General features: G+C 65.6%; 26 protein-coding genes. 9 read left to right on the top strand and 17 right to left on the bottom strand.

The genetic code is table 11. The features are described from left to right. The first annotated feature begins 6 nt into the window (after positions 1-6). Positions 7-201 carry a hypothetical protein gene (locus tag V3C33_18255; protein XAS67353.1) on the top strand — a complete coding sequence of 65 codons (195 nt, stop codon included), beginning with the start codon at positions 7-9 and terminating at the stop codon, positions 199-201. 194 nt (positions 202-395) lie between these two features. Beyond that, on the top strand, positions 396-1,172 hold the full coding sequence (locus V3C33_18260; GenBank protein ID XAS67354.1) for a DUF5134 domain-containing protein: 777 nt from the start codon (positions 396-398) through the stop codon (positions 1,170-1,172). Between the two features lie 390 nt (positions 1,173-1,562). Here V3C33_18260 and V3C33_18265 read toward each other — a convergent pair whose 3' ends face one another. The 12 genes from V3C33_18265 to V3C33_18320 all read right to left on the bottom strand — a co-directional run bounded on the left by V3C33_18265 (position 1,563) and on the right by V3C33_18320 (position 12,982). Next, positions 1,563-2,387, bottom strand: coding sequence for an IclR family transcriptional regulator C-terminal domain-containing protein (locus tag V3C33_18265; GenBank protein XAS67355.1), 825 nt, complete (start codon positions 2,385-2,387; stop codon positions 1,563-1,565). A gap of 79 nt (positions 2,388-2,466) precedes the next feature. Beyond that, entirely contained in the window at positions 2,467-3,135 is a 669-nt protein-coding gene (locus V3C33_18270; protein ID XAS67356.1) for a 3-oxoacid CoA-transferase subunit B, read from the bottom strand. Between the two features lies 1 nt (position 3,136). Then, a complete protein-coding gene (locus V3C33_18275; protein ID XAS67357.1) occupies positions 3,137-3,796 on the bottom strand; it encodes a 3-oxoacid CoA-transferase subunit A in 660 nt (219 codons plus the stop codon). 3 nt (positions 3,797-3,799) lie between these two features. Further along, a complete protein-coding gene (locus tag V3C33_18280) occupies positions 3,800-5,029 on the bottom strand; it encodes a thiolase family protein (protein XAS67358.1) in 1,230 nt (409 codons plus the stop codon). Next, positions 5,026-5,475: a 4-carboxymuconolactone decarboxylase gene (gene pcaC / locus V3C33_18285; GenBank protein ID XAS67359.1), complete on the bottom strand. Its 450-nt coding sequence runs from the start codon at positions 5,473-5,475 to the stop codon at positions 5,026-5,028. Before pcaC ends, V3C33_18280 begins: the two co-directional genes overlap by 4 nt. Continuing rightward, positions 5,472-6,275, bottom strand: coding sequence for an alpha/beta fold hydrolase (locus V3C33_18290; protein XAS67360.1), 804 nt, complete (start codon positions 6,273-6,275; stop codon positions 5,472-5,474). The genes pcaC and V3C33_18290 overlap by 4 nt, the downstream gene beginning before the upstream one ends. Then, a complete protein-coding gene (locus V3C33_18295; protein ID XAS69788.1) occupies positions 6,268-7,752 on the bottom strand; it encodes a lyase family protein in 1,485 nt (494 codons plus the stop codon). Before V3C33_18295 ends, V3C33_18290 begins: the two co-directional genes overlap by 8 nt. Before the next feature lie 38 nt (positions 7,753-7,790). Beyond that, complete coding sequence (pcaG, locus tag V3C33_18300) at positions 7,791-8,357, bottom strand: protocatechuate 3,4-dioxygenase subunit alpha (GenBank protein ID XAS67361.1); 567 nt, start codon at positions 8,355-8,357, stop codon at positions 7,791-7,793. Next, positions 8,350-9,135, bottom strand: a complete 786-nt coding sequence (gene pcaH / locus V3C33_18305; GenBank protein ID XAS67362.1) for a protocatechuate 3,4-dioxygenase subunit beta — start codon at positions 9,133-9,135, stop codon at positions 8,350-8,352. The genes pcaG and pcaH overlap by 8 nt, the downstream gene beginning before the upstream one ends. A gap of 82 nt (positions 9,136-9,217) precedes the next feature. Further along, complete coding sequence (locus V3C33_18310; protein XAS67363.1) at positions 9,218-11,209, bottom strand: TIM barrel protein; 1,992 nt, start codon at positions 11,207-11,209, stop codon at positions 9,218-9,220. After that, a complete protein-coding gene (locus V3C33_18315; protein ID XAS67364.1) occupies positions 11,209-12,090 on the bottom strand; it encodes a shikimate dehydrogenase in 882 nt (293 codons plus the stop codon). The genes V3C33_18310 and V3C33_18315 overlap by 1 nt, the downstream gene beginning before the upstream one ends. 151 nt (positions 12,091-12,241) lie before the next feature. Continuing rightward, a complete protein-coding gene (locus tag V3C33_18320) occupies positions 12,242-12,982 on the bottom strand; it encodes an IclR family transcriptional regulator (protein ID XAS69789.1) in 741 nt (246 codons plus the stop codon). A 412-nt stretch (positions 12,983-13,394) separates the two neighbouring features. Between V3C33_18320 and V3C33_18325 the strand changes: the two genes are divergently transcribed. Then, positions 13,395-14,714 carry an MFS transporter gene (locus tag V3C33_18325; GenBank protein XAS67365.1) on the top strand — a complete coding sequence of 440 codons (1,320 nt, stop codon included), beginning with the start codon at positions 13,395-13,397 and terminating at the stop codon, positions 14,712-14,714. A gap of 179 nt (positions 14,715-14,893) precedes the next feature. Here the strand turns inward: V3C33_18325 and V3C33_18330 are convergent, their stop codons facing one another. Continuing rightward, the gene (locus V3C33_18330; GenBank protein ID XAS69790.1) at positions 14,894-15,970 is read right to left on the bottom strand and encodes an ATP-dependent DNA ligase; all 1,077 of its coding nucleotides are present in this window, start codon (positions 15,968-15,970) and stop codon (positions 14,894-14,896) included. Positions 15,971-16,332: 362 nt separating this feature from the next. Between V3C33_18330 and V3C33_18335 the strand changes: the two genes are divergently transcribed. After that, complete coding sequence (locus V3C33_18335) at positions 16,333-16,569, top strand: hypothetical protein (GenBank protein ID XAS67366.1); 237 nt, start codon at positions 16,333-16,335, stop codon at positions 16,567-16,569. Positions 16,570-16,574: 5 nt separating this feature from the next. Here the strand turns inward: V3C33_18335 and V3C33_18340 are convergent, their stop codons facing one another. Further along, positions 16,575-16,862 (bottom strand): MoaD/ThiS family protein, encoded by a 288-nt coding sequence (locus tag V3C33_18340; protein XAS67367.1) that lies wholly within the window; start codon positions 16,860-16,862, stop codon positions 16,575-16,577. A gap of 9 nt (positions 16,863-16,871) precedes the next feature. Further along, on the bottom strand, positions 16,872-18,011 hold the full coding sequence (locus V3C33_18345; GenBank protein ID XAS67368.1) for an exo-alpha-sialidase: 1,140 nt from the start codon (positions 18,009-18,011) through the stop codon (positions 16,872-16,874). Between the two features lie 119 nt (positions 18,012-18,130). Here V3C33_18345 and V3C33_18350 point away from each other — a divergent pair, with 119 nt between their 5' ends. Together V3C33_18350 and V3C33_18355 are read left to right on the top strand one after the other, a co-directional pair. After that, positions 18,131-19,564 (top strand): potassium transporter TrkG, encoded by a 1,434-nt coding sequence (locus V3C33_18350; protein ID XAS67369.1) that lies wholly within the window; start codon positions 18,131-18,133, stop codon positions 19,562-19,564. Continuing rightward, positions 19,557-20,252: a TrkA family potassium uptake protein gene (locus tag V3C33_18355; protein XAS67370.1), complete on the top strand. Its 696-nt coding sequence runs from the start codon at positions 19,557-19,559 to the stop codon at positions 20,250-20,252. The genes V3C33_18350 and V3C33_18355 overlap by 8 nt, the downstream gene beginning before the upstream one ends. An 81-nt stretch (positions 20,253-20,333) precedes the next feature. Here the strand turns inward: V3C33_18355 and V3C33_18360 are convergent, their stop codons facing one another. Then, the gene (locus V3C33_18360; protein XAS67371.1) at positions 20,334-20,534 is read right to left on the bottom strand and encodes a hypothetical protein; all 201 of its coding nucleotides are present in this window, start codon (positions 20,532-20,534) and stop codon (positions 20,334-20,336) included. Positions 20,535-20,781: 247 nt separating this feature from the next. Next, a complete protein-coding gene (locus V3C33_18365; protein XAS67372.1) occupies positions 20,782-21,132 on the bottom strand; it encodes a metalloregulator ArsR/SmtB family transcription factor in 351 nt (116 codons plus the stop codon). Between the two features lie 104 nt (positions 21,133-21,236). Between V3C33_18365 and arsB the strand changes: the two genes are divergently transcribed. From arsB to V3C33_18380, 3 genes are all read left to right on the top strand, one after another. Then, complete coding sequence (arsB, locus tag V3C33_18370; protein XAS69791.1) at positions 21,237-22,316, top strand: ACR3 family arsenite efflux transporter; 1,080 nt, start codon at positions 21,237-21,239, stop codon at positions 22,314-22,316. A gap of 38 nt (positions 22,317-22,354) precedes the next feature. Then, entirely contained in the window at positions 22,355-22,768 is a 414-nt protein-coding gene (locus V3C33_18375) for an arsenate reductase ArsC (GenBank protein XAS67373.1), read from the top strand. Positions 22,769-23,009: 241 nt separating this feature from the next. Further along, entirely contained in the window at positions 23,010-24,449 is a 1,440-nt protein-coding gene (locus tag V3C33_18380) for an NAD(P)-binding protein (protein XAS67374.1), read from the top strand. Positions 24,450-24,454: the final 5 nt, after the last annotated feature.

The raw sequence follows: 24,454 nt of genomic DNA on the forward strand, positions 1-24,454 counted from the left end.
CTGCTCATGTCGCGCTTCGGGCTGCTCGCCGGGACCGTGGCGGAGGGCGTAGACCCGGCTGTCACCGTCTGGGGCTTGAGCACCATCGGCTGGGTGCTGGTCGCCCTGCCGTTCGCGCTGATGCTGGTCGGCTACCTCGTCTCGCGGTGGCGCAACGATGAGAACGACGAGCTCGTCAGGGACGAGCTCCCCGCAATTTGATTCCACCCCTGGGGTGGTTGTACTTGGACGGGACGTTGTTTGCAGCGGGTGATCGGTGGTTGGCCTCCAGGCTGCTGTGTGGCCTGTCATTGGGTTAGAAGTCGAGCCAGGGACATTCACGCTCCTGATTATGCAGACGTTCACTATGGCCGCCGTGTTCAACTGTTTCCGCAAGCAACACGCGGAAGAAACGTGTGGCGTACCAAAGCCGCTCCGGTGGTCGCGGGGCTGCGGATGTTGGTGTTGGTGTTGTCATCCTGATGATCCTGTTCCTGAACCTGGACATGGCCCCGGGCCGGAGTGAGAGCGTGATCCGCGTGTTCAATGTCCCCGCAATTACCTGGGCCCTCACGGCCGTCCTGCTGGTCACAGGAAGCCATCACCTCCTGCAGGCGACGCGGGCACGCCGCTTCGCGGACAGAGTAAACAACAGACTTCATGCCCTCATGAATGCCCTAATGGCGGCCATGCTGTGGGACCTCGCGCCATCGACCATGCTGGCCCAGATCGCAGCCCTCACGGGCGCCGCACTCTGGTTTGCCATCCGGGCGGTCGCCCGTCCGGAGTTCAAAACACTCTGCGCGGGTAGGCACGGCCGGCTCAAATGCGCCTATCACAGCCTCACAATGGCCGCTGCGGCTCTCATGGTCGCAGCGATGGGCCACGCGACGACAAGGGGTCTTGGATCCGTTCGGGCCGGCGGAACATCCCACGCCCACCACACGACGGCAGCTGCTGTTCACGTCAAGGCCGCAGGAACATCTGATCAAGCAGGTGTCCTGACGGCGCTGCCGACAACATTTTTCGGAGCCGCGGCAGTGGTTTTCTTTGTCCTTCTGGTACGTTCCCGCGCAACGAAAACCACCGTTCGGCACGCAGTGGCGCCGAGCATGTCAGTCCGCGCGGCGCACGGGCTCGAAGCCCTGGCCGCCGCCGTAATGGCCCTGGTGTTTGCCACCTTGTCGGCATAATGCTCGCCGACGACCAGCCGTATCCCGGAACTCGGGTACCAGACGGACACGGCCGTCCTGACGACTCCCACCGCACGGAATAATTGAGGGAGACTAAACGAGCGTTCAGCCAGCTTCGAGAATCAGCGATGCTTTTGAGAACCTGCTTCAGGAGAACCGCAAATTTGGGGGCGATCCTCGAGTAGCTTGGTTGGGCTCCCGGCCAACCGGGAGCCGGAGCCGGAGCCGGAGCCGGAGCCGGAGCCGTCAAGATTTTCGAGCACGAGCCGGCCTGCCCGGATGCCCGGCACCTCGACGTCGGAGACAATATCGCGAGCCCGGACACCGTGGATTCCACGGGAGCGATAGAACTCCTGCACGTCGGTGCGGCCCTTTGTCGCCGGCACATGCCTAACGGCCTGTGGACAGGTCCGAGGAGATCAGCTCCGCGGTGGCCACGATTTCTTTCCGCACCGATTCCAGGTAGGCCTGCGGATCCGGTTTTGCCGCCACGGACTGCACCTGCAAGGACACGTTGACGGCCGCAACCACCTTGGCGGGGCCATGGACAACCGGGGCGGCAATGGACATCAGGCCAATTTCGAGCTCTTGGTCCAGCAGGCACCAGCCCTGCGCCCGCACAGTGTCCAATACCGCCAACAGTTCTTTGGATGTGCCCAGCGCCCGGGGTGTGAGCGGCTTGATTTCTGCCGCGGCCAGATACTCCTTGAGCTGGGCCGGCGGCAGCGCCGCCAAAAGGACCCTTCCCATGGACGTTGCATAGGCCGGGAAGCGCGTGCCCACCGTGATGCCCACGTTCATGATCCGGCGGGTGGTCACTCGGGCAACGTACGCGATGTCTGTTCCGTCCAGCACCGCGGCCGACGTCGACTCCCCCAGCTTGAGCGACAACTCCTCGAGGTGCGGCTGCGCGAGCTGCGGGAGGGACAGCCCGGACAGGTAGGCGTACCCCAACTGCAGCACCCTGGCTGTCAGAGCGAAGGTCTTGCCGTCCGTGCGGACGTAGTCCAGCTCCACGAGGGTGTGCAGGAACCGGCGCGCTGTGGCCCGGGTGAGATCTGTCCGGGCGGCCACTTCCGTGAGGGTCATGAACGGGTGATCGGTGTCGAACGCACGGATCACCGACAATCCACGCGCCAGCGACTGCACGTACAGGTCGCTTGCCTGCGGCGATTTTCCCGCCGGGGGCGCTCCGGATACTGCTGCGTCGGTCATGGTTACCTATCCTATGGGTTTCGACCAGCTCAACCAGCGGACCGGACAAGCTCAACCGCCGGGCTCCGTTTCGACCAGCTCAACCAGCGGCCCTGAGGGGCGCCGGCACCAATTCCTGGAGTTCCTCGAGGGTGCAGCCGAACGTCTCGCGGACCTGGACGCCGTCCGGTCCCGTGAGGAATACCGCCTTGTCCGTGTACACCCGCGTTACACAGCCCACCCCTGTCAGCGGGCACGTGCACGCCTCCACGAGCTTGGACACGCCCTCGCGGGTCAGGAGCGTCATCATCACAAACACGTCCTTGGCGCCTGTGGCCAGGTCCATGGCCCCGCCCACGGCAGGAATCGCGTCCGGTGCCCCGGTGTGCCAGTTGGCCAGGTCACCTGTTGCGGAAACCTGGAAGGCACCGAGCACGCAGATGTCCAGGTGGCCGCCGCGCATGATCGCGAACGAATCGGCGTGGTGGAAGTAGGACGCCCCCGGGAGCTCGGTGACGGGGATCTTGCCGGCGTTGATGAGGTCGCGGTCGATCTGGTCCCCTCTGGCTTCCGGGCCCATGCCCAGCATGCCGTTTTCCGTATGGAGCGTGATGTTCTGCTCCGGCAGGAGGTAATTGGACACCAGCGTGGGCTGGCCGATCCCCAGGTTCACAAACGAGCCGGGCAGGATGTCCTTGGCAACGAGCCGGGCCAGGTCATCCCGGCCGATTGACGTCCGGGACGTCTGGATACTTGTCTGGGCGCTCATGTCAGGCCACCTTCACAATGCTGTTGACGTAGATTCCGGGGGTCACGATGTTCTCCGGGTCCAGGCCGCCCACCGGCACAATCTCGGACACCTGCACCACCGTGTGCCTGGCCGCGGCGGCCATGATCGGCCCGAAGTTCCGCGCGGTCTTGCGGTACACCAGGTTGCCCTTGCCGTCCGCCTTCAAAGCCTTGACGAGCGCGATGTCGGCGTGGATGGGCGTCTCGAAGACCTGCCCGCGGCCGTCGAGGATGCGCGTTTCCTTGCCCTCGGCCAGCATGGTGCCGTAGCCGGTGGGCGTGAAGAAGCCGCCGATGCCCGCGCCGGCGGCCCGGATTCGCTCGGCCAGGTTGCCCTGCGGCACGAGCTCCAGCTCGATCTCCCCGGCCTTGTACTTGGCGTCGAAGTGCCAGGAATCGGACTGGCGCGGGAAGGAGCAGATCATCTTCCTCACGCGCCCTTCCTTGATCAGCAGCGCCAGTCCCTGGTCACCCTGGCCGGCGTTGTTGTTCACCACGGTCAGCTCGCGCGCGCCGCAGTCCATCAGGGCATCGATCAGTTCGAATGGCTGGCCGGCGTTGCCGAACCCGCCGATCATCACGGTGGAACCGTCCTGGATCCCGGCAACGGCCTCGCCGACGGTGTCAATGAATGTCAGCATGGCCTAGCCCTTCACTATGCTGGCGCCGGAGGAAGCAGTGACGTTTTCCAGCACCACGGCCAGGCCCTGTCCCACGCCGATGCAGATTGCGGCGACGCCCCAGCGCTCACCTGACGCCTGCAGGCTGCGGGCCAGCGTGCCCAGGACGCGCGTGCCGGAGGCGCCCAGCGGATGGCCCATGGCCAGGGCGCCGCCGTGCCGGTTCACAATGGCGGGGTCAATACCCCAGGCATTGATGCAGGCCAGGGACTGTGCGGCAAAAGCCTCGTTAAGTTCGACGGCGCCCACCTGGTCCCAGCCGATGCCCGCCTTCGCGAGGGCTTTGTTAGCCGCTTCCACCGGCGCGTAGCCGAAGTACTGGGGATCGTTGGCGTGCGCACCGCGGCCCGCGATGCGGGCCAGCGGTTCCATCCCGAGCAGCCCGGCGGCGCTCTCGCTGCCGATCCAGGCCGCGGAGGCGCCGTCCGACAGCGGGGAGGCGTTGCCGGCGGTGACCGTACCTCCATCGACACCACCGTTTTCGGTCCGGAACACGGTCTTCAGGCCGGCCAGCTTCTCGGCCGAGGAGCCGGCGCGGATGCCTTCATCCCGGACCAGGTCGGTGCCGGGCACAGGGCTCACCAGGTTGTCGTAGAAACCGTCATCCCACGCGGCCGCTGCGAGGTTGTGGGAGTTGGCGGAGAACTCGTCCTGCTGTTCCCGGGTCACACCGTACTTCTCACGGAGACGCTCTGTGGCCTCGCCCAGGGAGATGGTCCACTCCTTCGGCATGGCCCTGTTGACCAGCCGCCAGCCCAGCGTGGTGGACGCCAGGGTCATGTCGCCGGCCGGGTACGGCTTCTCGGTCTTGGGAAGCACCCAGGGGGCGCGGCTCATGGATTCGGCGCCGCCCACAAGCATCAGCTCGGCGTCGCCCGCGTTGATCTGGCGGGACGCGATGATGGCGGCGTCCAGGGAGGAGCCGCAGAGCCTGTTGACCGTGGTGCCGGGGATGGAGACCGGGAGCCCGGCCAGCAGCGTGCCCATGCGGGCGATGTTGCGGTTTTCCTCACCCGCACCGTTGGCGTTGCCGAACACCACTTCATCGATGCGCTCCACGTCCAGCTTCGGGACGCGCTTCACCGATTCGCGGATCACATGCGCGGCGAGATCGTCCGGGCGGACGGCGGCAAGGCCGGCGCCGAACTTACCGAAAGGCGTCCTGACTGCGTCGTAGATAAAGGCCTGGTTCATGCGTTCTTGTCCATTTCTGCGAAGACCTGCTGTGCGGTCTTGAAGGCGGTGTTGGCGGAGGGGACCCCGCAGTAGATGGCAGTCTGAAGCAGGACTTCCTTGATTTCGTCGCGGCTGAGGCCGTTGGTGATGGCCGAGCGGACATGCATGGCCAGCTCTTCCCAGTGCCCGTGCGCCACCATCGCGGTGATGGTCACGGCCGAGCGCATCTGCCGGCTCAGGCCAGGGCGCGTCCAGATGCCACCCCACGCGATCCGGGTGATCATGTCCTGGAAGTCCTCGGTGAAGGCATCCTTGTTGGCGTTGGCGCGGTCCACGTGCGCGGCACCCAGCACTTCGCGGCGGACTGCCATGCCGCCGTCGTAAATCTGCTGGCTGGTAGCGTCCGGCTGGACCACTCCGTTGCGTTCCGTGCCGTTGCGCGCGGCGTTGCCTGGGTCGGTCATTTTTCGATTCCTCCGATGAACTTCCGCAGCAGGTCAGCCACAACAACAGGTGCTTCGGCGGGTGCCAGGTGCGCCACACCGTCCAGCGATACCGCCGTGGCGGTTCCGCCGCCGGCATTGATGCCTTCCACGATTTCCTCCGCGAACGACGGCGGTGCAACAGTGTCTTCCGCACCGGCCACTGCCAGCGTGGGGACGGAGATGCTGCCGAGCTCAGAACGGACGTCAAAGCCGGCGAGGGCGTCGCAGCAGAAGGCGTAGCTGAAGCGGTCGGCGTCGCGCAGCGAGTGCAAAAGCCTACTGCTGAGCTCGGGCTCGCGGTCCATGAAGCCCGGGGCGAACCAGCGCTGCGCGGAACCCTGGATCATCACCGGAGTGCCCTGGCCGCGGACCGTATCGGCGCGTTCCAGCCAGCCTTCGGGCGTGCCCAGCTTGGCGCCGGAACATTGCACCGACAGGCTCTTGAGCCTCTGGCCGTGCTTGATGCCCAGCTGCAGGCCCGTTGCCCCGCCCAGCGAAACGCCGGCGTAGTGGAACAGCGCGCCCGGGGCGATCGAATCGACAAGCTCGACGACGGCGTCAGCCAGCTCCGCGACGTCGAACGTCTCCGTGGCGGCAGGTGAGACGCCGTGGCCGGGCAGATCCCAGGCCACCACGTCGAAGGAATCGCCGAGCAGGGCGCCGGTCTGGGCCCAGAGCACCGAGGACGTTCCGAGCGAGGGTCCCACAATGAGGAGTGGCTTGTCCCCGAGGGCGCGCTGGGGTGAAAGCAACGCTGCTTTGATGGTTGGTTTAGCCACGGGAGGCTCCGTTTCCGTCTGCGCTTGTTGAGTCGGTTGAGTTGCCGCGTGCAAATTCCGGGTACGCAGCCAGGATGCGCCGTGAGATTTCGCCGGCCTGGCCCAGGTAGCTGGCGGGATCCAGCAGCTCTTCCAGCCGCTCATCGGAGAGCCGGCCTGCCGGCACCGCTTCCCTTAGCAGCCGGCGGTAGGTGCTCCTTTGCTCGGCGGCCGACGCCTGCAATGTCTGGTCCACGAGGGCTTGGAGCTGCTGCTTGCCGGTTTGACCAGCCTGGCTCCCACCAAGCAGCGGGGCCACGGCCGCGTTCACACCTTCGCTCAGCAGCAGCGGACCGGACAGTTCCAGGTTGCGGCGCATGGCTTCGGGGAAAAGCTGCAGGCCCTCGGCAAGCTCCCGGACCTTGCCGGCGGCGCCAAGTGCCAGGCGGAGCAGCTGCCGGATGGCCGGCCATTCCGTGTGCCAGGCCCCGTCCGGGCGCTCGTCGTTGAAGTTGGCGGCGGCCAGGTGCAGCTGCGCTGCGAGGCCGGGGGCCTGGAGGGCGGCGCTGCGGACCAGCACGGAAAGTACGGGGTTCTGCTTCTGCGGCATAGCCGAGGACACACCGCGTCCTGCTGCCCGGGGCTCCGCCAGCTCGGCGACCTCAGGCCTGCTCAGGAACAGGACGTCTGCCGCGATCTTGCCCAGGGCGTCCAGCACGGCAGCCAGGGAATCCCCCAGCGAGCTGACGGCGAGGCGGTTGGTGTGCCACGGGGCCGGCGCCGGCGCCAGGCCGAGTTCAGCGGCCAGGGCGTCCGCAAGGTCGAAGGGTGTCACTGCCGAGGCGGAGGTCAGCACCGTTCCCGCGGCGAGCGTCCCCGCTGCTCCGCCAAACTGCACGGGCAGCTCAATGGCCTCGAGCCGCCGCGCGGCGGCAGCCACACCGTGGAACCACTGCGCCGCCTTGAGCCCGAACGTGAACGGAAGAGAATGCTGCGTCAGGCTCCTGCCCACGCACAGCGTGTCCGCATGCTGTTCCGCGAGGTCGGCGAGCGCCGTCGTCGTACCTCTGATGTCCGTGAGCAGCGCCGAAACCGCGTTGCCGGCCAGCAGCATCAGCGCGGTATCCAGCACGTCCTGGCTGGTGAGCGAGGTGTGCACGGCACTCATCGCATCTATACCGGCGGCGCTGATGTTGTCCGTGTCCGGGGCCGTGTCCAGGGCCTTGACCTGTTCGCGGAGATCGGCCAGCAGCGGGATCACCGGATTCGCGCCGCCCTGGGCGCGCACGGCAATATCAGCCACGTCGTAGCGGGAGACATCCGCGGCAGCAGCCACGATTGCCGCGGAACCTGCCGGCGCCAGACCCGCCTTTTCCAGCACCTTGGCCCAGCCGGCCTCAACCGCCAGAATGGCTGCCAATACGGCCCGGTCCCCGGTCAGCGCCGCCACAGCGGGCGATGCCGACACTGGACTCAGCAGGCCGACGTCGCTGTCCATTCCGGTCAGCTCTGCCATTCCGGTCAGCTCCGCGGGAGTCACTCGAAGTCCAGGAAGACGGTCTCGCCCTCGCCCTGCAGCCGGACGTCCCAGGTGAGCCCGCCGTCGGCGTCGCGCCGAGCGATCAGGGTCTGGCGGCGCTCCGGGTCAAGGGAGCTGAGCAGTGGATCGGCGGCCAGCGCTTCCTCGTTTTCCGGAAGGTAAACGCGGGTGAAGAGCCTGTTCATCAGACCGCGGGCAAACACGGCCACGGAGATGAAGGCGGCAGCGCCGGGTTCGGTGGGGCCAGGGTTCACGGTGGTGAAGGTGTACACGCCGGAGTGGCCCACGGAGCCGCGCCCCCAGCCGGTGAAGGTGTAGCCGTCGCGGACCAGTGAGCCGGTGCGCTGGACGATCCTGCCTTCGGCGTCCGGCTGCCAGATCTCCAGGATGGCGTCCGGGATGGTGTGTCCGGCGCCGTCGTACACGGTGCCCTGAAGGCGGACGGAGCCAGCTGATCCGGGGGCCAGCAGCTCGTTGTCCTTGTTATAGGGCAGCGCGTAGCCGTAGAACGGGCCGACGGTCTGGCCAGGGGTGGCTGCCAGTTTGGGTGTTCCGCTATTCATCGTCATCGCCTTCTGCTCCCAGCGCCTCGTTTTCGGTCCAGGTCCGCTGTGACCCGGTCAGGACGATGTCCCAGTTGTAGCCCAGCGCCCATTCGGGCTTGGTCAGCTCGTGGTCATACTGCGCCACGAGCCGGTCGCGGGCATCCTGGTCAACGATCGACTGGTAGATGGGGTCCAGCGGGAAGAGCTGGTCGCCGGGGAAGTACATCTGCGTGACAATCCGCTGGGTGAACGCGGTTCCGAACATGGAGAAGTGGATGTGCGCGGGCCGCCAGGCATTGACGTGGTTCTTCCACGGGTACGCACCGGGCTTGATGGTGGTGAAGCTGTACGAGCCGTCGGCGCCGGTGATGCAGCGGCCCACCCCCGTGAAGTTGGGGTCGATCGGGGCGGGGTGCTGGTCCCGCTTGTGGATGTAGCGGCCGGAGGAGTTGGCCTGCCAGATCTCCACGAGCTGGCCAGCCACGGGGCGGCCGTCGCCGTCAAGCACCTTGCCCGCAACGATGATGCGCTCGCCCTGGGGCTCGCCGTTGTGCTGGATGGTCAGGTCCGATTCCAGCGCGTGCACGTCCTGGTGCCCGAACGCCGGGGAGTACAGCTCGATGGTCTCCGGGTCCGCATGGTGCAGGCTCTTGGTGGGGTGGCGCAGGATGCTGCTGCGGTACGGCGCGTAGTCCAGCCGCGGCTGGGTGTCCGGCCGGGCGCCATCCTTGAGTGCCTGTGCGTAGGCATCTCCGATGGCCTTGATCTCTGCGCTGAGGTCCTGTTGGGTCTCCACGGCGGCCTCCTGTTCGGTTGGTAGTGGTTTTTTGGTTCCGTGCGGTCTAAACGGTCAGTGCGGTGTAGCTGGTCAGTGCGGCCTAAACGGTCTGTGCGGTCTGTGCGGTCAGTACCCGGTGCAGGTGGTCGTACTGGACGGCGTGCCTTACGGGGGCATTGGGTGCCCCGTAGCCGTCGTACGCGCCGCGGCGTTCCACCATTTCGAAGAACACACTGCCCACGGTGGCGGTGTAGAAATGCAGGAATTCGCCGTCGGCGTCGCGGTCGTAGAGGAGGTTGAGTTCTTTGAGCGTGGCCAGGAAGCCAGCGTCCAGGCCGAACCGGGCGTCCAGGTCCTCGTAGTAGTTGGCCGGGATCTGCAGGAACTCCAGGCCGCGGGCCCGGGCGGCCCTGGCCGTGGCCACCAGGTCATCCACGGCGAACGCAATATGTTCCTGGTAGGTTTTGCGCTGGCCGGCTCCGGCGGTTGACGCGTCATCCTGCCGGGCAGCGTCATCCTGCCGTGCAGCGTCATCCTGCTGGATCAGCGGCGCCAGGTTCAGCACCAGGCGCACGCCGCGGTCCGCCGTCAGCATCACCTGCGAGCGGACCAGCCCGCTGGGGCTGGGCACCTCCGCGAACGGCTGCGGCTCCAGGGCCAGGGCGCTGGTGTAGAAAAGGACCGCCTCGTCAAAGTGCTGCCCGGGCTGGGCCAGGTTCACGTGGTCGATGACCGCGCTGCTGCCTGCAGCAGTGCCGTCGGCGGGGACTTCCAGCCCTTCACCGAATTCGGCGGTCCACGCGGCGGTGCCGTCCGGGCTGCCCTGGCACAGGAAGATTTCGGTGGAATCCGGGGCGGCAAAGCCCTGGAAAACTTCCTCGTTGGCCTGGCTCTTGCGCGGAACGGCGGGCGCCTTGAGCTGACGGGCGCGGGCGGAGGCAATGACGGGCGCATCGACGTCGAACCCCAATGCCGCAATGGCGGGCTCAGCGTGAGAGGCTGCCTGTTCGTTGATGATCACCCGGGCGTGGCCCATGGTCCACAGTTGCACATCCTTGGTGCGGTGGCGGCCGTTGAACCCGAACCCCAGCTGGCCCAACACAGTCTCCAGGCCGGCGGTGTCCTCCGCCTTGACCTCGGCGAAGTTGAACCCTGCCGGTTCGGCCACCTGCGGGAGCGTGGCCAGTTCCATGGGATAACGACGGCGGCTGGCGGCTTTTGTGGCTGGCCCACCGGCGGTGCCGCCCGGGCCATCAGCGGAAGCGGCGTTGGCGTCCAGCCACTTGGCGCTCTGCTCCTCCAGCCAGATCAGCGAGCGCATGGCATCCACGGCGGTGCGGTCCACGTCCGACTGGCGGAAGACGTCGTTGAAGACCTCCAGCGACACCGGGCCCGTGTAGCCGGCGCGGACCACATGGCCCATGAACTTGGCCAGCTCGAACTGGCCCTCGCCCGGGAAGACCCGGTAGTGCCGGCTCCAGGACAGGACGTCCATGGACAGCTTGGGGGCGTCGGCCACCTGGACGAAGAAGATCTTGTCCGGGTTGATGGCCTCGATGGGGGCGGTGTCCCAGTCGCGGGACAGGATATGGAAGGAGTCCAGGCAGGTGCCCAGATTGGGATGATCCACCATTTCCACGAGCCGGTGGGCGTGCTCGTAGTCGTTGACGTACTTTCCCCAGGCCAGTGCCTCGTATGCGACTTTGACCCCGTGCTCCCCTGCCAGCGCGGCGAGGCGGGCCAGCTGCCCTGCCCTAAGTGCATCGTCATCAATGGTTGCTGTGGCCACATTGGAGCAGACCAGGATGGTGTCCATGCCCAGCCGGGACATCAGCGTGAACTTGGCCTCCGCCCGGCGGAGGTTGGCCGCGAGCAGCTCCTCCGTGACGCCGTCGAAATCGCGGAACGGCTGGTACAGGTCTAGCGTGATGCCAAGATCCGTGGCCATCTTGCGGACGTCCTCCGGGCTCAGCGGGGAGGTGACCAGATCCTGTTCGAAGATCTCGATCCCGTCAAAGCCCGCAACCGCGCAGGCCTGCATCTTTTCCTTCAGCGTGCCGGAGAGGCAGACTGTGGCGATTCCTGTGCGCATCAGACAGCCACCTCTTCGGCGGCAACGAGTTCCAGGAAATGCTTCCGCATCCTGTCGGCATCGGCCTCCAGCCCGGTGAAGATCCGGAAAGCGTCCGACGCCTGGCCAACCGCCATCCGGCCGCCGTCCAGGACGTCGCAGCCCTTGGCGCGGGCCTCGCCGACCAATTCCGTTTCGATCGGACGGTAGACGATGTCCGCCACCCAGTGCCTTGATTCCACGAGGGACATGTCCAGCGGGAGTCCGGGGTGCGCGGCCATGCCCACGGGGGTGCAGTGCACCAGGCCGTCGGCCAGCGGCATCAGCTGCGGCAGCTCCGCCTTCGTGCGTGCCGTGACCGTGCGGTCCGGGAAGAAGCCGGCCAGTTCTGTAGCGCGTTCCGCGCAGCGTGCGGGGTCCATGTCCACGAGGTCCAGTGTCTGCACACCGGCGGTGAGCAATGCATAGGCGACGGCGGAGCCGGCACCGCCCGCTCCCAGCTGGACAACACGCTCCAGCATCGCGTCCGGGAGCCCGGAAGCCAGAGCAGAAGCGAAGCCGGAAAAGTCTGTGTTGTGGCCGATGAAGCGGCCGTCCCTAATGACCACGGTATTGACGGCGCCCAGCTTCAGGGCGTCCGGAGACGCCTCGTCCAGATGGTCCAGGACCAACTGCTTGCAGGGGTGAGTGATGTTCAGGCCGTTGAAGCCCAACCGGTAGGCGCTCTGCAGCAGGTCACCCACGGACTCGCCCGGCAGGCCGAGCTCGGTGAGGTCGATAGGGCGGTACAGGTAGCGCAGACCCTGCACATCACCTTCGCGTTCGTGCATGTGGGGGCTTAGTGACGGCATCACGCCATCGCCGACCAGTCCCACGAGGTAGGACTCAGTTCGATTGCTCATCCGTGCAGCTCCTTTGACAACGGCACTCGGCAGGCCGGGACGCTCAGGGCGTGGGCGGCGGGCCGGGTGATAGGGATTACAGTACAGCAAATGTTCACATGTTGCACTCTTGTTCTTATTGCGAACTTATTGTTCTGACGGATACGGAAGCTCATCGCTGCGGCAACCGGGCTGACAGCTCGGAGGCAGCCTCCTGCAGCAGGGGGACGTGGGCGATCAGGGCGTCCATGCTGAGCCGGAACACCGGAACTGCAGTGGCCAGTGAGGCGAATGCGTATCCCTGGGAATTGAAGACCGGCACGGCCACGGCACGCATGCCACGCTCATTTTCCTCGTCCATCACCGCGAAGCCCTGGCGCCGGACCTGTTCAATTTCCATCCGGAAGGCCTCGCGGTCAGTGATGGAGACATTGGTGAGCGGCTCCAGCGGCAACTCGGCCACCAGCCGCTCACGCTCGGCGTTCTCGGCGAAGGCAACCAGAGCCTTCCCCACCGAGGTGGTGTGCAGGGCGCCCAGATGGCCGGGGTCGCTCGTGACGCGGAACGTCTGCGGGCCGTCCACCTTGTTTACCGTCAGGTGATGGTCGCCGTCGCGCACGGAGAGAATGGTGGCCTCGCCGGTATGTTCGGTGACACGTCGCAGAATAGGCAGTGCGGTGCCGGCGAAACCATGGTGGTTGGATACGCGCTGGCCCAACTGGAAGATGCGGAGCCCCAGATGGTAGCGGCGGCCATCCGGTTCATAGTCCACAAAGCCGTCACGGGTCAGTGAACCGAGCAGCCGGTATGTGGTGCTGAACGGAAGATCGCCCCGGCGGGACAGCTCGGAAGCACTGGCGCCGCGGGGTTCATCACCCAGCAGCACCAGGAGACCCAGCGCCTTGCCCACCATGTCAGTCCTGTCACCCTTGGGGTCCTTGGCTCCATTGAGGTCCTTGGCGCCATTTGGGGACTTGGCTCCGGAGGAAGCAGCTTCTTCAAGCTGTGCTTCTTCAGGGCCGGCTTCTTCAAGGTTGGCTTCTTCAAGGTTGGCTTCGGCAGGGCCGGCGTCGGCTTCATTGCCCGCGGTTTCTTTCACACTCATAACTCGATGTTGCCACATCGTGAGAGCTATTTCTAGATGGTGAGCAAAATACTTGACAAGTGACTGCGCTCACAGTCATGATTTCTATATCGCACAAGCAGCTCTCACAATGTGGCTACTTGTCAGGGTCTTTCCAAGAACCTCCGGCGGCCGGACAATTAAACGGCAGCTGCGAACTTCCTGATTCATCCGCGACAATGTCGTCACACAAAGGAACACCATGAGCCAGACACTCCCGTCCACGGCACCGGGCACCGCAGCTCCGGCCGGGACCCCAAAGAAAGCAGCACTTGCCAGCTTCCTGGGCAGCGCCGTCGAGTACTACGACTTTTTCATCTTCGGTTCGGCCGCCGCGCTGATCTTCCCGCACGTGTTTTTCCCGGACGCAGATGCCAACGCCGCCATCATGTCCTTTGCCACCTTCGGCTTCGCCTACGTGGCCCGCCCGGTGGGTGCCGTCATCCTGGGCCACTTCGGTGACCGCGTGGGCCGGCAGAGGGTCCTGATGTTCACGCTGGTACTCATGGGCGCCTCCACCTTCCTGATCGGCTGCCTGCCGGACTTCAAAACGGTGGGCTGGTGGGCTCCGGTCCTGCTGGTACTGGCGCGTCTGTGCCAGGGCCTCTCCGCGGCAGGCGAGCAGGCCGGCGCATCATCCATGACGCTGGAACACGCTCCGGACAACCGTCGCTCCTTCTTCACCTCATGGACCCTGACCGGCACCCAGGGCGGCCAGATCCTCGCCGCCCTCGTCTTCATTCCCGTGCTCGCCCTGCCTGACGAGGTCAAGTACGGCATCGGCTGGCGCATCCCGTTCTGGCTCAGCGCCGTGGTTGTCCTGGTGGCGTTCTTCATCCGCCGTACCCTGCACGAGCCGCCGGCATTCGCCGAGGCCAAGAAGAACGCACAGATCGCCAAGCTTCCCGTCGCCGATCTGCTCAAGGACCACTGGCGTGACGTCCTCCGCGTGGTCTGCTGCGCATTCATCGCCGCAGTCTCCACCGTGTTCGGCACGCTGGCCATCAGCTACGCCAAAACAGTGGCCGGGGTGGATGGCTCCACCACACTCTGGCTGGTGGTCGGCGCCAACGTGGTGGCACTCTTCTCGCAGCCGCTGTTCGGCAAACTGGCCGACAGGATCGGCCGCAAGCCAGTGTTCATCTACGGCGCCCTCTCGAGCGCGGCTCTGACGCCCGTGTTCCTGCTGAGCCTGGAGTCCGGCAGCATCCCCGTGATGTTCCTCGCCGCAATCGGCTACTTCTCCTGCGGTTACGCGGCAGCCAACGCCGTCTGGCCCTCCTTCTACGCCGAAATGTTCAGCACCAGGGTGCGCTTCTCCGGACTGGCAATCGGCACACAGCTTGGCTTCCTCATGGCCGGCTTCGCACCGGCGATTGTTGCCGCGATGGGCGGCATCAAGCCCGGCGGCTGGGTCCAGATCAGCATCTTCACCGGCGTCATCTGCGTCATTGCCGCCGTATCCGCCATGACCGCCAAGGAAACCTTCAAGGTCCCCACCCGGGCGCTCGGGCTGAAGTAGGCCACTCCGCCCCGGGAGTTGACGCTGCCGCCCAGTAGCGCGCTACCCCACCCCGGGCCGACGCTCCCGCCCAGTTACAAACCGGAAGCCCGGCGTGTTCCCAGAACACGCCGGGCTTTTCCGTGGTTGGGAGAAAGCAACCGGGCAGGAGCGCCGGGGCTCCCAACGTGAGAGCCCGGTCAGGTCGCATCTGCCTGCAGAACGCAGGCCAGATCGAACTTGACCGGTTCCTCCAGCTGTCCGTACGTGCACGATCCGGGGTCCCGGTCCGTCCGCCACCGCACAAACTGCGCCGTATGCCGGAACCGCGTGCCTTCCAAATGGTCGTATTTAACTTCCACCACCCGTTCCGGGCGAAGCGGTACAAAGGACAGGTCCTTGCCTCCGCTCCACCGGCTGCCCTCGGCATTCCGTGGTGTGCGTGTGCCCTCTTCCTGCCGGGCCGAGGCCCACGGGTGCCTGTCAAAGCCGGTCACCAGCGGCTGGAGTTCGGCAAACAGTTCCTTGCGGCGCTGCATGGTCAAGGTGCCCACCACGCCCACGTTGGCCAGTCCGCCGTCGTGGTCGTAGAGACCGAGGAGAAGCGAGCCGATCGCGTCCGGGCCACTCTTGTGAAGCCGGTAGCCGGCCAGGACACAGTCCGCCGTGCGTTCATGCTTGATTTTGAACATGACGCGTTTGTCCGGCTGATACGTGCTGTCCAGCGCCTTAGCAATGATCCCGTCCAGGCCGGCGCCCTCAAACTGGCTAAACCACCGCTCGGCGGTCCCTTTATCCTGGGTGGCGGCCGTGAGGTGGATGGGCGCGCTGGCGGCGGAGAGCGCTTCTTCGAGGGCAGTACGCCGCTTGGCAAAGGGCCGGCCGGTCAGATCCTCTTCATCCAGGGCAAGGAGATCGAACGCCACGAACTTCGCCGGAGTCTGCGCCGCCAACAGCTTCACCCTGCTGGCGGCGGGGTGGATCCGCTGCTGGAGCGCATCAAAATCAAGCCGGTCCCCGGAGGCGCCCACCACAATAATCTCACCGTCGAGCACACACCGGGGCGGCAGATTCGCTTTCAGCGCCTCCACCAGTTCAGGGAAGTAGCGGGTCAATGGCTTCTCGTTGCGGCTGCCGATCTCCACGTCGTCGCCGTCGCGGAAGATGATGGAACGGAAGCCGTCCCATTTGGGCTCGAAGCTCATGATGCCGTCGGGCAGGGCAGGGACCGCCTTCGCCAGCATCGGCGCAACAGGGGGCATCACCGGCAGCTGCATACCGCCCATTCTTGCCCTGCGGCAGGCTCCGCGCCACCCCTCGACATCCGGCGCCCCGGGACGGCAGACCTCAACGACGGCGACCATCCGTTTCCTTGCTTCGCACGGTCATCGTTCACGGGAGCTGACGTTCCTGCCCAGCTACAAACGGATGCCCGGCGTGTTCCGGAGCAAGCAACCGGGCGGGAAGGTCAGGGCGCGGCCGGGCGAAGCAGCGGAAGACAGGCATGGCCAGTGGAAACGGCACCGGCACCGGAAACTAACGCGGCCCTAACCGGCAGGAAACGCGGGCGCAACAATTGCACACCACACTGGAATTGCCGGCAATAGCAGGCACCAGCTCCAGCTCAGGAGGCCCCGCCATGTTGAAGGAAGCCAAAGCCCTCACAACCCGGATCCGCGCCCTGGATCAGCTCCACCGCGGCGATGAGATTGAAGCCCGCCTGTCGGTGGGGCCCGGCTACGACGATGTTGTAGTCCGCAGAGGCAGCGTCCAGGAGACAGCGCCTGGAATCGGCGTCATCTGGATCATGGACCACCACACCGGGATGCGCAAAGCCATCAATACCGATGAGTGCAGCGTCTGGCGCGTCACCTGAGCCCGCTATCCCCCGGCCACGGACTGGATAATCAGTACTTCCTGGCCGGCCGCCACCTCAGTTTCCAAGCCCTTGAGACGCCGGACCTCGTCACCGTTCACGTAAATATTCACGTAACGGCGCAGCGCACCGGTCTCATCCCGCAGCCGCCTGGCCAATACCGGGTAATCCCGGGTCACGGAATCCAGCAGCCAACCCACAGTCACCGCCGCGTCGGCGGGCGCAGTCAGTATGGACTGCCCGCCGGCGAGCGGCTGCAGAACGCTGGGAAGCAGCACGCTGATGTCAGCCACGAAGGTTCCCTACCCGGCGCCCGGAGCTGCAACAGCGGAAAGAACGGCGCCAGAAACCGCCGAAACGCGCACGCACAGCACATCCGGCAGACGCGAGGCGACCTCGGTAAACGTCTCACCCTCGTCCGCGCTTGCGAAGACGGAGCCACCGCGTGTTCCGAAGTACACCCCGGCGGGTTCCGCGGAATCCACCGAGGCAGCGTCACGGAGCACTGTGTTGTATTCCGACTGCGGCAGTCCTGAATCCAGACGCTTCCAGCTGGCCCCGGCGTCGTCCGTGCGGTGCATGGCGAGCTTGCCCTCCGGCGGGATCCGCTCGCCGTCGGCCTTAATGGGAACCACCCAGGCAGTACCTTCACGCCGCGGGTGCGTCAGCATCACAAAACCGAAATCGGCCGGCAGCCCTTCGGCAATGGAATCCCAGGTGTCCCCGTTGTCATCCGTGCGGTACACGCCGTGGTGGTTCTGCGCGTAAAGGCGGCCTTCGACGGCGGCATCCGCCGCGATCTTGTGAACGCACTGTCCGAATTCGGGGTTGGGATCGGGCATGAAGTACGCCGAAATACCCTTGTTGCGGGGCTCCCAGGACATCCCGCCGTCGAGCGAGCGGTAGACGCCTCCGGTGCTCATGGCCACGTGCACGTTGTCTCCGGCAGGGTTCACCACGATGGAATGCGCGGCTGCTCCGCCGTATCCGGCACCCCACTCCTGGCGGTGCGGGTGGTCCCACAGTCCCCGGTTCAGCTCGAAGTGCTCGCCGCCGTCTGTGGATTTCCACACGGAGATCGGCTCACAGCCGGCCCAGACAACGCCCGGCCGGGACTCCGCGTCGGGGTAAATCTGCCAGATGCGCTCCAGCGCGGCCTCGGTGTCGTCGGGAAATTTGATGGCGCCCTGTTCGGGCTCGGTCCACGTGGCGCCCAGATCATCGGAATGCACAACCGTGGGGCCCCAGTGTTCGGAGCGCACTCCCACCATGATCCTGGTCAGGCCGTCCCGCGTATCTATTCCGATGCTGGGGATTTCGCTCATCAGAAAGTGCGGGCCGGAGAGGGACCATTCGTGCCGGTCCTGGCTGGTTGCCAGCCAGAGGCCTTTTTTGGTCCCGATCGCTAAGACATAACTCTCTGCGGTAGCCATGCAACCCATGCAACCACTCATGCCCGGAGGCCGCAATGGTTTTCCGGGCTGATGCCCGGTATTGACGCTGCTACGCGGGACGGGCATCTGCCTTGGGCGGCGTCCCGCAGGGTGGTACGGTGACGCATATGTCCGCCCTCGTCTCCGCCTCGCAGCGCAGCCTCGCCGCTCTTGTCGGAAGACTCTCAGCCTTGCTGCCGCCTCTGGCAGCGGGCGTCCTGAAGTCCGTAAAGGCGTTCGCGCCCCGCCACCCTGCCCAGGTGATTGTCCTCGGGTTCGCCGCGGCTGTCGCTGCAGGCACTGCGCTGCTGATGCTTCCGGCGGCAAAGCAGGGATCGGGTGGCGCCACATTGCTGGAGGCACTTTTCACCGCCACATCATCTGTCTGCGTCACCGGCCTGATCACTGTGGACACCCCGGTGTTCTGGAGCGGATTCGGACACGTGGTCATCCTGATGCTGATCCAGATCGGCGGGTTCGGGGTGATGTCCTTCGGCACACTGCTTGGCGTTCTGACCGCCCGCAGGCTGGGCCTGCGGTCCCGCATATCCGCGGCAGCCGAAACCAAGGCCACAGGTTTTGGTGACGTGCGGCAGGTCCTGCTCGGCGTGCTGTCCATCAGCCTGGCCGTGGAGGCGGTTTTGGCGCTGATCCTGATGGTCCGCTTTATGGCCGGGTACGGCTACCCCGCGGGCAAGGCTCTGTGGGAAGGGGTATTCCACTCGGTGTCCTCCTTCAATAACGCCGGATTCGCGCTGTATTCGGACAACCTCATGGGGTTCGTGGGTGACCCCTGGGTTTGCCTGCCGATCGCGGCCGCTGTGATCATCGGCGGTTTGGGGTTTCCAGTGCTTTTCGAACTGCGCCGCCAGTACCGCCGGCCCGTCCACTGGAGCATGAACACGAAATTGGTTCTCGTGGGGTCCGCCCTTCTTCTGGTCAGCGGAACGGTTTTCCTCACCGCCGTCGAATGGTCCAACCCGGCAACACTCGGTGGGCTGAAGCCCGGGGAGCGGGTACTGGCTGGCTTCTTCCAGTCAGTGATCACCCGCACGGCCGGCTTCAACAGCATCGACATCGGCAAGATGGACCCGGTGTCCTGGATGGGCATGGATATCCTGATGTTCATCGGCGGCGGCCCGGCTGGCACGGCCGGTGGCCTGAAGATCACCACCTTCGCGGTGCTGTTCTTCATCCTGTCCACTGAAGTCCGCGGCGGAACGGCCGTGAACATTTTCGGTAAAAGACTCTCCCGCGCCGTGCACCGCCAGGCCATCACCGTTGTCCTCCTGGCAATCGCCCTCGTGGTCGGTTCCACCATGTTTCTCATGCTGATCACGGACTTCGGGCAGGAACGGCTTCTCTTTGAGGTGATCTCGGCTTTTGCAACGGTGGGCCTCTCCACCGGCATCACCGCCGGCCTTCCCCCGGCGGGGCAGATAGTCCTGATTCTGCTGATGTTCATCGGCCGTCTGGGCCCCGTCACCCTGGGCGCCGCCCTGGCCCTGCGCCAACGACCCGTGCTCTATGAATACCCGAAGGAAAGGCCACTCATTGGCTAAGAACATGTTCTCCTCCCGCACCGCAGGGCGCCTCGCCCAGGCGGACTCCGTCGTCGTCATCGGGCTGGGCCGCTTCGGCGGCTCACTGGCACTGGAGCTCGAAGCTCAGGGCACCGATGTACTGGGCATCGACTTCAGCGAAGAAATCGTCCAGTCCTTCAACGGCCGTCTCACGCACGTGGTACGCGCCGATTCCACCAAGGAAGAAGTGCTCCGCCAGCTCTCAGTCCACGAGTTTGACCGTGCAGTGGTGGGAATCGGAACCGACATTGAGGCCAGCATCCTGACCACCTCCCGCCTGATCACCTTCCGCCGGCCGCAGATCTGGGCCAAAGCAATCAGCGAACCCCACGCCGAAATCCTTGGCCAGCTCGGCGTGGAACACGTCATCCGCCCCGAGCATGACATGGGAAAACGCGTTGCCCACCTGGTTCGCGGGTCGATCCTGGACTATGTCGAATTCGAGGATGACTTCGTGATGGTAAGGACAAGCCCGCCTGCGGTGGCCCGTGACCGGCCACTCGGTGTGCTGGGCCTCAGGGACAAGTACGGAATCACCATCGTCGCCGTCAAACGCACCGGAGGCGTGTGGGGGCACACCACGGCCCAGACAGTTCTGTACGACGATGATCAGATCATCGTGCAGGGAAGCAAGACCCAGGCCGAAAACTTCAGCACCCTCGCCTGACTCCGGCGCGCTGCTGCCGGCCGCGCGAACCTGCTGCCGCCAGCGCGAAAGTCCCCACCGGCAGGGTGAACGCCGGCGAGGCTAGTCGACGAATTCGGACTGCGTCTCGATGAAGTCCCAGTCCGCCTCCGTCAGCACACTTGACACGGTGTCGGGATGCGGCCCGCCTGCCTCGGCAATGGCCTGCAGCACGGACAGCGGGAGTTCCCCCGCCCCCAGGTTGTCGCGCAGCCATTGCTTGGTGTTCAGATCCAAGTCGAGCCACCACATGAAGATTTCCACGGCTAACCATCCCTTCCTATGCCTCAACGTTAGGCGTCGGTGTTACCGGGTTCAATAGCTACGGTGCACCCCGGCGTCAGAGCCTCAGGCCCAGGCCCGCCGGGACATTCCCGCGGGGCGCCGCGGGAACGTCCCTGCCCGGTTACTGGCTGGGGTGGCCGGCGTGTTTGGAGCGACACGCCGGGCCATGGCGTGATTGGACAAAGGCAACCGGGCAGGAGCGCCACGGGCCGTCTGAATACTCTGGCTACAGCCCGGAGATGCCGTTCGCCAACGAGTCCAGTGCGCCCGGAACCAGCGAATAGTAAGCCCAGGTGCCGCGCTTTTCGCGGTGCAGCAGGCCGGCGTCCACCAGGATTTTGAGGTGGTGCGAGACTGTGGGCTGACCCAGCTCCAGCGGTTCGGTGAGATCGCAGACGCAGGCTTCGCCGCCGTCGGACGCCTTGACAATGGACAGGAGCCGCAGGCGGTTCGGGTCAGCGAGCGCCTTGAACAGCTGCGCTTTGCCTTGTGCTTCCTCGGCGCCCAGCGCGGGGGCGCCGGCAGGTACGCAGCAGGCGTCAACCTCGGTGATCTCCAGCATCTGGACGGCAGTCATACCTCCATTATGCACATAGATTGACATTCATCGATATATCTGTGAATACTTCATATATCGACAAACATCAATCTTGACCCGAAGCAGCCAGGAGCACCGTGACAATCCAAACCAGTACACCGGCACCAGCCGGAGCTGAAATTGCAGCCGCCCCCGGCAAACTGTCCACCCTGGACCGCTTCCTCCCCGCCTGGATCATCGCCGCCATGGCCGGCGGGTTGCTGCTCGGAAACCTTCTGCCCGGACTGGCTACCGCGCTGGAGGCAGTGAAGATCGGCGAGGTCTCGCTGCCCATTGCCGTCGGCCTGCTGGTGATGATGTATCCGGTACTGGCCAAGGTCCGCTATGACCAGACACACCAGGTCATCAGTGACCGGAAGCTGCTGATCACCTCGCTCGTGCTCAACTGGGTCCTCGCCCCGGCGTTCATGTTCGCGCTGGCCTGGATCTTCATCCCGGACCTGCCCGAATACCGCACCGGCCTGATCATTGTTGGCCTGGCCCGCTGCATCGCCATGGTGATGATCTGGAATGACCTCGCCTGCGGTGACCGTGAAGCCGCTGCCGTGCTGGTAGCAATCAACTCGGTCTTCCAGGTCATCGCGTTGGGTGCCCTGGGCTGGTTCTACCTGCAGCTGCTGCCCTCATGGCTCGGCCTGCCCGCCACCAGCGCCGATTTCTCCTTCTGGGCCATCACCGCATCCGTCCTCATCTTCCTCGGCATTCCGCTTCTGGCCGGCTTCCTCACCCGCACCATCGGCGAGCGCGCCAGGGGCCGCGACTGGTACGAGAACAAGTTCCTGCCCAAGCTCGGCCCCTGGGCCCTGTACGGCCTGCTGTTCACCATCGCCCTGCTGTTCGCACTGCAGGGCGGCACCATCGTGGCCCGTCCCCTGGACGTTGCCCGGATCGCGCTGCCGCTGCTGGTCTACTTCCTGGTGGTCTTCGGCGCCGGCATGCTGATCGGCCGCTGGCTTGACCTGGGGTACGCCAAAACCACCACCCTGGCCTTCACCGCCGCCGGGAACAACTTCGAGCTGGCCATCGCCGTGGCGATCGGCACCTTCGGCGTGACGTCCGGGCAGGCGCTGGCCGGCGTCGTGGGGCCCTTGATCGAAGTACCGGTACTTGTTGCACTTGTGTACGGGGCGCTGTGGGCCCGCAATCGCTTTTTCACCAGCTGACCCCGGATAGCCCGATGAACCCGCAAAGGAACCCCGAGATGACCGAAAAGACGCCCTCCGTCCTCTTCGTCTGCGTCCACAACGCCGGACGCTCCCAGATGGCCGCGGCATTCCTCACCACCCTCTCAGAGGGCCGGATCGAGGTCCGCTCCGCCGGGTCCCAGCCCGCTGACAAAGTAAACCCGGCCGCCGTCGAGGCCATGGCGGAACTCGGCATCGACATGTCCGCCGAGATCCCCAAAATCCTCACCACTGAGGCCGTCAAGGAGTCCGACGTGGTGATCACCATGGGCTGCGGCGACGAATGCCCGTACTTCCCAGGCAAGCGCTACGAGGACTGGGTACTGGAGGACCCCGCAGGTCAGGGAGTGGAGGCCGTCCGCCCCATCCGGGACGAGATCAAGGCCCGGATCGAAGGCCTGATCGACTCCCTCATCCCCGCCGCCAAGTAACCGGCGCCGGTGACCTCAATCAGCGGCTGTCACCCACGCCCATACCCCAAGCGAAGGAGAGGAGGTGAGCTGAATGGATACCGGATACGCCGATCCTGGCTGTTGCACGGGCAACAGCCAGGACTGCTGCGAAGACGACTGCGCTGCCAACGGGCAGGGCTGCTGCTGACCAGCACGCTTGCCGGACCCACCCTGGCCCGGCAGGCACCCGTCCATCAGCCACTCGTGGAGGAGCCAACCCATGCCTGAATCACAGTTCAAAAGCCCTGCGAAGCTGCCCGTCGCCGTGATCGGTGCCGGGCCGGTAGGGCTCGCCGCGGCCGCGCATCTGCTGGAACGCGGCCTGGAGCCGATGATTTTCGAAGCGGGCCCGACGGCGGGCGCGGCCATCGAGGAATGGCGCCACATTCGGCTGTTCTCACCGTGGCGGTTTAACCTCGACGCCGCCGCCGTCCGCCTGCTGGACGCTTTCGGCTGGGAATCCCCGCGGCTAACGGCGCTGCCGTACGGCGGCGAGCTCGTGGACGATTACTTGGCACCGCTGGCAGCTTTGCCGGCGGTGGCCTCCTGTCTGCACACCGGCGCCCGTGTAGTGTCCGTGGCCCGGCAGGGAATGGACAAAACGCACTCCCGCGGCCGGGAGACGGCACCGTTTGTTGTCCGCGTGGAGCACGACGGCGGCGGGTTGAGTGAGCACGTTGTCTCGGCCGTCATAGATGCCTCAGGCACGTGGACCACACCGAATCCGCTGGGCACCTCGGGGCTTGCGGCCACGGGCGAGCCGGAAGCCCGAGCGATGGCCGGCTCGCCCGTCTCCCCGCCGCTGCCCGATGTTCTGGGCAGTCACCGCTCGGCCTTTGCCGGCCGCAGGGTGCTGGTTGTGGGCGCGGGACATTCGGCCGCCAACACGCTCATCAATCTTGCCCGGCTGGCCAAGGACGCTCCGGACACCCGGATCCTGTGGGCAGTCCGTGGCGCCTCAGCCTCCAAAGTTTATGGCGGCGGCGAATCCGACGGCCTTCCAGCACGGGGTCAGCTGGGCAGCCGGCTGCGCCGTCTTGTGGAGGCCGGAACCATTGAGCTGCATGCCGGCTTCGGGATCGCTGCCGTGTCCGCAGCCTGGCCCGGGAACTCCGCCAACGTGGGCCTGACCAAGAACGGAGTCACCCTGACAGCCGCCGATGGCCGCGGACTGACCGCCGACGTCGTAATTCCCTGCACCGGCTTCCGCCCCGAACTGGACATGCTCCGTGAGCTGCGGCTCGAACTCGATCCGGCATTTGAGGCTCCGCGTGAGTTGGCACCGCTGATCGATCCCGAGTTCCACTCCTGCGGCACGGTTCCGGCGCACGGCGCCAGGCTCCTGGCCCACCCGGAGCAGGATTTCTACATTGTGGGCATGAAGTCATACGGCCGGGCGCCCACGTTCCTGCTGGCCACCGGCTATGAGCAGGTCCGTTCCGTGGCGGCTGCCCTGGCCGGCGACCGCACCGCCGCTGACACGGTGCAGCTTGAGCTGCCGGAAACCGGGGTGTGCTCTTCGGACGCCGGCACCAGTTTCGATGCGCCCCCCGAGGAGTTCGTGTCAGAAACAGCGGTCGCAGGCTGCTGCGTTACCCCGGAACCGGTACTCATCGGCTTCTCCACCGGCATGGCACACGGCCGTTCCGGCGACAATTGAGTCAG

It is taken from the genome of Micrococcaceae bacterium Sec5.7 (assembly GCA_039636785.1).
Classification (GTDB): Bacteria; Actinomycetota; Actinomycetes; order Actinomycetales; family Micrococcaceae; genus Arthrobacter.

Excerpts from the sequence above, each read along its gene's own strand:
- V3C33_18255 (XAS67353.1), top strand. The coding sequence starts at position 7 with ATGTCGCGCTTCGGGCTGCTCGCCGGGACCGTGGCGGAGGGCGTAGAC.
- V3C33_18265 (XAS67355.1), bottom strand. The coding sequence starts at position 2,387 with ATGACCGACGCAGCAGTATCCGGAGCGCCCCCGGCGGGAAAATCGCCG.
- V3C33_18270 (XAS67356.1), bottom strand. The coding sequence starts at position 3,135 with ATGAGCGCCCAGACAAGTATCCAGACGTCCCGGACGTCAATCGGCCGG.
- V3C33_18275 (XAS67357.1), bottom strand. The coding sequence starts at position 3,796 with ATGCTGACATTCATTGACACCGTCGGCGAGGCCGTTGCCGGGATCCAG.
- V3C33_18280 (XAS67358.1), bottom strand. The coding sequence starts at position 5,029 with ATGAACCAGGCCTTTATCTACGACGCAGTCAGGACGCCTTTCGGTAAG.
- pcaC (XAS67359.1), bottom strand. The coding sequence starts at position 5,475 with ATGACCGACCCAGGCAACGCCGCGCGCAACGGCACGGAACGCAACGGA.
- V3C33_18295 (XAS69788.1), bottom strand. The coding sequence starts at position 7,752 with ATGGACAGCGACGTCGGCCTGCTGAGTCCAGTGTCGGCATCGCCCGCT.
- pcaG (XAS67361.1), bottom strand. The coding sequence starts at position 8,357 with ATGAATAGCGGAACACCCAAACTGGCAGCCACCCCTGGCCAGACCGTC.
- V3C33_18310 (XAS67363.1), bottom strand. The coding sequence starts at position 11,209 with ATGCGCACAGGAATCGCCACAGTCTGCCTCTCCGGCACGCTGAAGGAA.
- V3C33_18315 (XAS67364.1), bottom strand. The coding sequence starts at position 12,090 with ATGAGCAATCGAACTGAGTCCTACCTCGTGGGACTGGTCGGCGATGGC.
- V3C33_18320 (XAS69789.1), bottom strand. The coding sequence starts at position 12,982 with ATGGTGGGCAAGGCGCTGGGTCTCCTGGTGCTGCTGGGTGATGAACCC.
- V3C33_18325 (XAS67365.1), top strand. The coding sequence starts at position 13,395 with ATGAGCCAGACACTCCCGTCCACGGCACCGGGCACCGCAGCTCCGGCC.
- V3C33_18330 (XAS69790.1), bottom strand. The coding sequence starts at position 15,970 with ATGCAGCTGCCGGTGATGCCCCCTGTTGCGCCGATGCTGGCGAAGGCG.
- V3C33_18335 (XAS67366.1), top strand. The coding sequence starts at position 16,333 with ATGTTGAAGGAAGCCAAAGCCCTCACAACCCGGATCCGCGCCCTGGAT.
- V3C33_18345 (XAS67368.1), bottom strand. The coding sequence starts at position 18,011 with ATGGGTTGCATGGCTACCGCAGAGAGTTATGTCTTAGCGATCGGGACC.
- V3C33_18350 (XAS67369.1), top strand. The coding sequence starts at position 18,131 with ATGTCCGCCCTCGTCTCCGCCTCGCAGCGCAGCCTCGCCGCTCTTGTC.
- V3C33_18365 (XAS67372.1), bottom strand. The coding sequence starts at position 21,132 with ATGACTGCCGTCCAGATGCTGGAGATCACCGAGGTTGACGCCTGCTGC.
- V3C33_18375 (XAS67373.1), top strand. The coding sequence starts at position 22,355 with ATGACCGAAAAGACGCCCTCCGTCCTCTTCGTCTGCGTCCACAACGCC.
- V3C33_18380 (XAS67374.1), top strand. The coding sequence starts at position 23,010 with ATGCCTGAATCACAGTTCAAAAGCCCTGCGAAGCTGCCCGTCGCCGTG.